This window comes from Cupriavidus sp. 05N40 (genome assembly GCF_056397305.1).
The window spans coordinates 25,272-33,506 of record NZ_JBFTND010000093.1 but is presented as its reverse complement, the minus strand read 5'-3'; the positions used below and the strand labels follow the sequence as shown (position 1 = coordinate 33,506).

General features: G+C 67.4%; 7 protein-coding genes and 1 pseudogene. All 8 read right to left on the bottom strand.

What is annotated here, in order from left to right:
- Positions 1-114: 114 nt before the first annotated feature.
- The 8 genes and pseudogenes from AC1DO7_RS21765 to glmS all read right to left on the bottom strand — a co-directional run bounded on the left by AC1DO7_RS21765 (position 115) and on the right by glmS (position 8,164).
- A complete protein-coding gene (locus AC1DO7_RS21765; protein ID WP_441615119.1) occupies positions 115-1,290 on the bottom strand; it encodes an ABC transporter substrate-binding protein in 1,176 nt (391 codons plus the stop codon).
- Positions 1,291-1,602: 312 nt separating this feature from the next.
- Positions 1,603-1,932 carry a hypothetical protein gene (locus AC1DO7_RS21760; RefSeq protein WP_441615121.1) on the bottom strand — a complete coding sequence of 110 codons (330 nt, stop codon included), beginning with the start codon at positions 1,930-1,932 and terminating at the stop codon, positions 1,603-1,605.
- A gap of 293 nt (positions 1,933-2,225) precedes the next feature.
- Entirely contained in the window at positions 2,226-3,353 is a 1,128-nt protein-coding gene (locus tag AC1DO7_RS21755) for an MFS transporter (protein ID WP_477116550.1), read from the bottom strand.
- A 40-nt stretch (positions 3,354-3,393) separates the two neighbouring features.
- Entirely contained in the window at positions 3,394-3,957 is a 564-nt protein-coding gene (locus AC1DO7_RS21750; protein WP_441615125.1) for an isochorismatase family protein, read from the bottom strand.
- A gap of 59 nt (positions 3,958-4,016) precedes the next feature.
- Positions 4,017-4,463 (bottom strand): MarR family winged helix-turn-helix transcriptional regulator, encoded by a 447-nt coding sequence (locus tag AC1DO7_RS21745; RefSeq protein ID WP_441615127.1) that lies wholly within the window; start codon positions 4,461-4,463, stop codon positions 4,017-4,019.
- A gap of 127 nt (positions 4,464-4,590) precedes the next feature.
- Positions 4,591-4,728, bottom strand: a complete 138-nt coding sequence (locus AC1DO7_RS21740) for a hypothetical protein (protein WP_441615129.1) — start codon at positions 4,726-4,728, stop codon at positions 4,591-4,593.
- Between the two features lie 277 nt (positions 4,729-5,005).
- A complete protein-coding gene (locus AC1DO7_RS21735; protein WP_441615131.1) occupies positions 5,006-6,202 on the bottom strand; it encodes an MFS transporter in 1,197 nt (398 codons plus the stop codon).
- Between the two features lie 133 nt (positions 6,203-6,335).
- Positions 6,336-8,164 (bottom strand): annotated as a pseudogene (gene glmS, locus AC1DO7_RS21730) (glutamine--fructose-6-phosphate transaminase (isomerizing)).
- Positions 8,165-8,235 lie beyond the last annotated feature (71 nt).

The window sequence follows — 8,235 nt, the reverse complement described above, 5'->3', positions numbered from 1 at the left end:
GCGCGGGCAAGGCGCCCGCCCGCATCGTGCCGCCGGCGTTTGCGCGCCGCGCCGGCGAGCGGGATCCGGCGGGGCCGGCCCGCGCGTGCGCGGCTGCACGGCACGCGGCACGCGCTACTTCCCCGGATCCTTGACGTCGGCGAACTTGTCGAACTCCACGTTGTAGAGCTCGCCCCCCACTTTTTCCACGCGGCGGATATAGACCGACTGCACCACGTCGCGCGTGGCCGGATCGATGGTGATCGGGCCGCGCGGGCTGGCGATCTTCATGCCCTTGAGCGCGGCCAGCAGCTTGTCGCCGTCGGTGACGCCGCCGGTCTTCTTCAGCGCGTCGTAGATGGCGTGCATGCCGTCATAGGCGGCCACCGCCATGAAGTTGGGCCTGCCCGCGCCCGGGTTGGTCTCGGCGAAGGCCTTCAGGAAGGCCTTGTTCTCGGGCGAATCGTGCGCCATGGAGTAATGGAAGGACGTGATCACGCCGAGCGTGGCGTCGCCCATGGCCGGCAGCACGTGGTCGTCGGTCAGGTCGCCGGTGGCGATCACGCGGATGCCGGCCTCGGCCAGGCCGCGCTCGCGGAATCCCTTCATGAAGGCCACGCCCTGTTCGCCAGCGGGCAGGAAGAGGAACACCGCCTCCGGCCTGGCGTCCTTGATCCGCTGGATGAAGGGGGCGAACTCGGGATTGCGCAGAGGCACGCGGATGGACTCGAGCACCTGTCCGCCGCCGCCGATGAAATTGGTCTTGAATGCGGTTTCCGCATCGATGCCCGGCGCATAGTCCGCCACCAGCGTCACCACCTTGCGTACCTTGTTCCTGATGGCCCAGGTGGCCATCGGCGCCGAGATCTGCGGCAGGGTCATTGAGACCCGCGCGATGTAGCCGGACTTGGTCGTGATGGAAGACGATGCCGCATTGAAGATCACCATTGCCTTCCTGGCCTGCTCGGCGATGGGGGCCACCGCCAGGGCCTCCGGCGTGAGGCCGAAGCCGGCCAGCACATCCACCTTGTCGCGTACCACCAGTTCCTGCGCCAGCCGCTTGGCCACGTCGGGCGCGGGGCCGGTGGTGTCCTTGCTGATGATCACCACCTTGCGTCCCGCCACGGTGTCGCCGTTGAGCTTCTGGAACGCCTTGACGCCGCCCTCCATCTGCTTGCCGTAGTCGGCAAAGCTGCCGGAAAAGGGCGCGATCAACCCGATCTTGACCGGCTCGGCGGCGTGCGCGGGCGAGGACGCCACGGCAAGCGCGCCGCAGGCCGCAAGGGCGCGCAGCAAGGGGGCAAGAATCATCGATGTCTCCTGGATGGTTGCGCTCTGGTACGCGGCGCGCGGGCCGCGGATGTGCTGGCGCGGGCACTGGACGCAGAGTGTAGGGGGGTGATGCGTTCGGTGCAATCGGTGCAATCGGGAGTAGCGCTTGCAGAATCCGGGGGAGGGTTCATGCCGGTATCGTGGGGCAGTTATTTCGATATTTCAATAAATGTCGAAATAACTGCCAGCGACCTGGCCGCTGAATCAGGCATGCATCTGGTTGCTGCCTGCCGTTGCGCTGGCGACGCAGCGCGCCGGTCCGGGCCGGAGCCCGTCCCGTGCCGTTCGGTTTTACGTCTCGGGGGCTTCCGACGCGCGCTTGTCGGCGTCACGCAGGCGCTTGACTGCCTTGCCCAGCAGACCGCCTTCGCTGTTCGCGATCGATTCTTCCAGCGTGGCCAGGGCAGCCTTGACGGCCGTGCCATGGGCGGGGGAGAGCGCCTCGCTTTCAATCAGGGTGTCGGCTTCCTTGCGTGCGCGCTTGCCGAGCTTGCGGCTGAACTCGGGATCGAGCTGGCCTTGCGCGGTGGCGTTGGCAATGTGGTCAAGCAGGGCGATCAGGCCTTGCGCCGTGGTCGTGGCCGGGATCGACTCCTCGGCTTTCCTTGGCTTTTTTGGCATTTTTTTCCTCCAGTTAGGATTTGATTCTATCGTCCGGGAGGAGAGGCTTCCTGCTTCCCAGTATGAAGAGATTATGACAACTGTCATAAAGCGCGGCTTGGCACATTGCACGCGGGCGCCGCCGTCCCTGCTCGCGCGGCGGACGGTTGGCGCGGCCGGGATCGAGATTGCGCACGAGGTCCACGCAGTTCATCGCGCGTTGTCCTTGCTTGGCTGTGATGCGCGCCCGCAGGCACTGGCATGCGGACCGCAGCGGACCGCATGCGGAGCATACGCGGTGGCCGTGCTTTCGGCTACCGGGCTTCTTGTTCGCCGGCCTGTTGCCCGGATCGCCGGGCTGCCACGGCGGGTTCGGGGCCGCCGTCGTCGGCGCGCAAGCGTGCGGCCATCATGCGCACGCGCAGGTTGCCGTATTTCCTGAGATACCAGATGCCCACCAGCGCCGCCGAGAAACCTGCCGCGGCGCCGATGCCAAGCGCCCAGCGCGGGCCGAAGCGGTCCGCCACCCAGCCGACGACCGGCGCGCCGAGCGGCGTGCCACCCAGCACGATGGCGAGCAGGATCGCCACCACGCGCCCGCGCATGGCCGGTTCGGTGGAGAGCTGGACCAGGCTGTTGGTCGAGGTGGTGATGGTCTGGGCGGACATGCCGATGATGACGAGTGCGGCACCGAACAACGCATAGCCGGGCATGACCGCGGCCAGCGTGCAGCCGATCCCGAACACGGCGCAGGCACTCGCCAGCAGCGTGACCTTGGGTTTCGCGCGCCGGACATAACGGAAGCCGTCGGCGAGGCCCGCGCGGCTGTGGGGCGTCTTCTCTTTCCGGTGCAGCTCGTGCAGGCGCAGGCGGCTCAGCGAGCCGATCACCGCCGCGAAGGATGCCGCGTTGATCAGGAACACCCAGCCCGAGCCCACCGCCGAGATCAGGCCGCCGGCGATGGCCGGGCCGATCATCCGCGCGGCGTTGAAGGACGTGGAGTTCAGCGCCACGGCATTGGACAGGTCCGCCTCGCCGACCAGTTCCGAGACGAAGGTCTGGCGCGCCGGCGCGTCGAACGCGGTGACGCAGCCCAGCAGGAAGGCGAACAGGTAAACATGCCAGGGCTGCACCAGCCCGGTGACGGTGAGGATGCCCAGCCCCAGCGCCAGCGCGCCCATGGTGGCCTGCGTCGCGAACAGGAGCTTGCGCCGGTCGAGGTGATCTGCCGCGTAGCCGGTGAGCGGCAGCAAGAGCATCTGCGGCCCGAACTGGAGCGACATGACGATGCCCACGGCGGTCGCGTTGTGGCGCGTGAGATGGGTGAGGACGATCCAGTCCTGGGCGGTGCGCTGCATCCATGTGCCGATGTTGGATACGATGGCGCCGCCGGCCCAGACGCGGTAGTTGAAGGTGCGCAGTGAACGGAAGGTGCTGGCCACTATGGTGTGCCCCGGTTCGCGGTCGTGCGGGCGGGGCCGGTCATGCGCGGGTTCGGCCTAGCAGTGCGATGATTTCCTGCGTGGTGCCGGTCTCGCCCAGCCGCGGGAAGATGCGCGTGACGCTGTTGGCATGGGCGTCGGGGTTCATGTCGGTCATGGCATCCACGGCCAGGGTAACGTTGAAGCCGAGTTCCTGCGCCTGGCGCGCGGTCGATTCGACGCCGATGCTGGTGGCGATGCCGGCAATCACGACCTGCGTGACGCCCAGGCTCCTGAGATGCGCCTCAAGGCCTGTGCCGGTGAACGCGCCCCAGGTCCGCTTCGTCACAAGGTGGTCCGCGGGCTGCCGGTTCAGTTCGGGGACCAGGTCGGTCCACCCGGGCGGCAGCTGCCCGAGGTTGCGGGCCTGTTCGGCCCGGCCCGGGGCGCCGCCGGCCACGTTCACGAGTACTACCGGCAGGCCGTGGCCGCGGAAGGCGCTGGCCAGTGCGCTGGCGTTCTCCACGATCCCGCCCACCGGATGCACGGTGGGGTATGACACGATGCCCTGTTGCAGGTCGATGACGATGAGGGCGGTCCTGGGGTCGAGCGTGGTCGTTGTCATGCTGTCTTCCTTGCGGTGATCAGGGCGATGGTGGTTGTGCGCAAGCGGCTTGCCGGGAGTCAGGACTCCACCAGCCGCGCGAGCAGTCCGACGACCCCCGCGAGCTGTTCTTGCTCTGCCGGGGCGAGCTTGGTTTCGATGGCGTGGAACAGCCAGTCCTCGCGCGCCGCGCGGCCGGCCCTGACTGCTTCCACGCAGGCCGGCGTGAGGGACAGGACGGTTTGCCGCCCGTCCGTGGGGTCCGGCGCGCCGCTGACGAGTCCGGCGCTCTTCAGGGCGGATACGGTTTCGCCCATGGATTGCGGGCGCATGCCCTCGGCGCGTGCGAGGGCCGACACCGTGGCCGGCCCGTCGCGCTCCAGTCGCAGCAGTACGCGCAGCTGGGTCCAGCTCAGATGGCTGAAATGCGACTTTTCGCGCAAGCGCCGGGTCAGTTTGCCGAGTACGACCCGCAGCTCCGCCGCCAGGGCATGCGCCGTGTCGGAATCGCTGTGTGGAGCGTTCATGGTGGGAGGGAGATGTGAAGGGTGTCTGTGAAGGTTACCTTCACAAATGGGCGGCAGTCAAGGCGCCACCGGGAATGTGACGCCAGGCGCAAGGCCGGCCGCAAGGGGCAGGCCTGGGGTGGTCCGGTCAGAGTCCGGTAGCGATGTCGAGTCCGGCGAGCACCACGATGCAGCTAAGCGCCAGCATGGCCGACGAGTGTTGCCCGAAATAGACCAGTGCGGCAGCGGACCAGCTTGCCACGGCAAATACGGCGAAACGTTTCATGCTGTCATCGCCGGGGCCGGCGACCTACGGATGAAAAAAAACCCGCCCACGAGGGGCGGGTTGAATCCATGTCTTGGAGACAAGGAGGAGACAGGGGCTAGTATAAACCCTAGGTGTACCGAATCCAATACCCGGATTGGAGCGATTGCTCAAAAACACTGTTGCAACAGCGCATCGTGCACATCCGCGCGCATTGCGGCGCCTGATGCGCCGCATGGCGGGGCGGCCTGCGTGGCGGTGCTCCAACATCGAAGATTGACCTCGTCACGCCTGTTGCTCATCCGGCACCCGGTACGTTGCCAGCCAGACGCGCCTGCCCGTTGAAATAGGCAAGGTTGCCCGCGAAGAACAGCGCAAGCAGCATCGCCGCGATGCCCCAGGCCAGCGGCGGCAGCCACGGCAGCACGGCGGCGACGTCCGGGTGCCTGCCCGCGCCGGCGGCCATCATGGCGATGCGCATGAAGGCCGCCAGCGCGGACAGCGCGAAGACCAGGCCGGTAAACCTGCCTTCGCGCCCGACACGGCCGGCATCCAGGGCCGCATTGGCGGCCGTGCCGAAGATCACGCCCCATAAGCCGCCCGCGGCGCATTGCATGACCAGCACCCAGGCGAGCGATGGCGCGGCGGTGAATCCGCAAAGCGCGAGCGCGCCGAGCGCGGTGGCCGCCAGCAGCAGCACGTGCGCGGGGCATCGCCTGAAGACCGCCGCGCGCGGCAGCAACACGCAGACGGCAAAGCCGATCCAGAAGGCCGGCATGAAACGCGCCAGATCGGCAGCCGGCGCGAAGCGCATGTAGGCCGGCGCCGAATTGACGGCGGTGTGGACCTGGAATCCCAGCGCCAGGCTCCACACGGCAGCAAAGAACAGCCAGGCGGCGCGGATTTTCTCGCCAGGCGCGCCTTGCCTGTCGGCGGCACCGGGCTCGGGCAGATGATCGAGCCAGCGCAACGCCATGACGGCGGCGACCAGCCCCGCGCTTGCCACGGCAAACGGCAAGGTCGGCGAAACGTGGCGCATCCATATGGTCAGCATGGGCGCCAGCGCGGCAGCCACGCCCAAGCCCAGGAGCGAGCACGCCACAAGGAAGGGTGCCGCCGACCGGTGTGTCCTCCTGGCGATGATCACCATCGGCGGCGCGCGCAGCGCGGACGATGTCGCGGCCCATAGCGCGGTCAGTCCGATCAGGAGGATGGGTGAAGTCGTCCTGGGCAGCAGGACAAAGGCAGCGCCCGAGGCTACGCTCAGGGCCAGGATCCAGCCGCCCAGATGCCGCATGGCATTCGCGACGCGGTCCGCCGCGATGCCAAGCGCGCAATCCGTCGCGACGAAGATCGCCTGGTCCATCAGCAGGATCCAGGCGATATGCTGCTTCGCAATGCCAGCTTGCGCCGCCAGCTGCGGCAGGAACGCGAGGTAGAGCGTCCACGTGACCGCAAGCAGGAATTGCACAGCGCAGAAGACCACGGCGCGCATTTGTCTCACCGATCCGACTCGTCGGTACGCAGCCGATGAACGGGGGCTTCATCGGGGGCCGTGCGGCGGCACTTCCCCGACGCCACGCACTTCGTAGCTAAGCATAGAACAGGCTTCCGGCACCGGAAAGCGCCTACTCGACCGTCACGGACTTGGCCAGGTTGCGGGGCTTGTCGATGTCGGTGCCGCGGGCCAGCGCGGTATGGTACGCAAGCAGCTGCATGGGAATCGTATGCAGGATCGGTGACAGCGGCCCGTAGTACTCGGTGAGGCGAAGCACTTCGATGCCGGGGCTTGGCGCGATGCCGCAGTCGCTGTCCGCGAACACGAACAAGCGTCCGCTGCGCGCGCTGACTTCGTGCATGTTCGACTTGAGTTTTTCCAGCAGGCGGTCGTTGGGCGCGACCGCCACCACCGGCATCTCGTTGCTGACCAGCGCCAGCGGGCCGTGCTTGAGTTCCCCGGCAGGATAGGCCTCGGCATGAATGTACGAAATCTCCTTCATCTTCAGCGCCCCCTCCATGGCCACCGGATAATGCATGCCCCGGCCGAGGAAGAGCATGTTCTCCCGGCCTGCCAGGAGCTCCGACCACGCCATGATCTGCGGCTCGAGGGCCAGCACCTTGCCTATGGCGTCCGGCAGGTGGCGCAGCGCCCGCAGGTGCTGCTGCTCGTCGTGCTCGGAGAGGCGCTGGCGGATCTGTGCCAGCGTCAACGCCAGCAGGAATAGCGCGACCAGCTGCGTGGTGAACGCCTTGGTGGACGCCACGCCGATCTCGACCCCCGCGCGCGTGATGAAGGTCAGGGCGCATTCGCGCACCAGCGCGCTGGTGGGAACGTTGCAGATCGCCAGCGTGTGCTGCATGCCTTGCCGCCTGGCGACTTCGACCGCGCCGAGGACGTCGGCCGTCTCGCCGCTCTGCGATACCGCGACCACGAGGGTGCGCGGGTTGGGCACGCTCTCGCGATAGCGGTACTCGCTGGCGATCTCGACGCTGACCGGCAGTCCGGCCAGGCTTTCGATCCAGTACTTGGCGGTCAGCGCGGCATGGTAGCTGCCGCCGCAGGCCAGCAGCAGCACCGAATCCACGCCATTGAACACGCGCCACGCCTTGTCGCCGAACAGCTCCGGCATGATGGCGGTGACATCCTGCAAGGTGTCGGCAACGGCCTGCGGCTGCTCGAAGATCTCCTTCTGCATGTAGTAGCGGTAGGGGCCCAGCTCGGCGCTGCTGCCGTGCGCCGCCACCTGCTGCACGGGGCGCTCCGCGCGCTGGCCGGCCGCGTCGACGATCCAGTAGCGATGCAGCTGCACATCCACCACGTCGCCGTTTTCCAGGTAGACGATCCGGTCCGTGACATTGGCCAGCGCCATGGCATCGGAGGCCAGGAAGTTCTCGCCTTCGCCCACGCCCACCACCAGCGGCATGCCGTTGCGGGCGCCCACCAGGCGGTGCGGCTCGTCGCGGCACAGCACCGCGATGGCAAAGCTGCCGCGCAGCCGGGCACCGCCGCCTTCACCGCCTCGAACAGGTCGCCGTCATAGAGCTGATCGACCAGGTGCGCGATCACCTCGGTATCGGTCTGGCTGGCGAAGACATAACCGCTGCTCTCCAGGCTGGCGCGCAGCTCCTCGTGGTTCTCGATGATGCCGTTGTGCGAGAGCGCGATACGCGCCGCATCCTCGCGCGGCGAGAAGTGCGGATGGGCATTGTCGGTGACCGGCTTGCCGTGGGTTGCCCAGCGCGTGTGGGCGATGCCGGTGTACCCCTGCAAGCCCTGCCGGGCGATGTCCGCCTGCAGGGCGGCGACCCGGTCCACGCTGCGCGCGCGCACCAGCTTGCGATCCGAATGCAGCGCGACACCGCACGAGTCGTATCCGCGGTACTCCAGCCGCTTCAGGCCCTCGACAAGATTCGGGAYGATATCCCGCTGCGCGACGGCGCCAACGATTCCGCACATATTGCTTCCCTTTCGTGATCAGCCTAACTGGCAGTGGTCAGGATGGTAGGGTGGGTGTTATGTAATTTTCT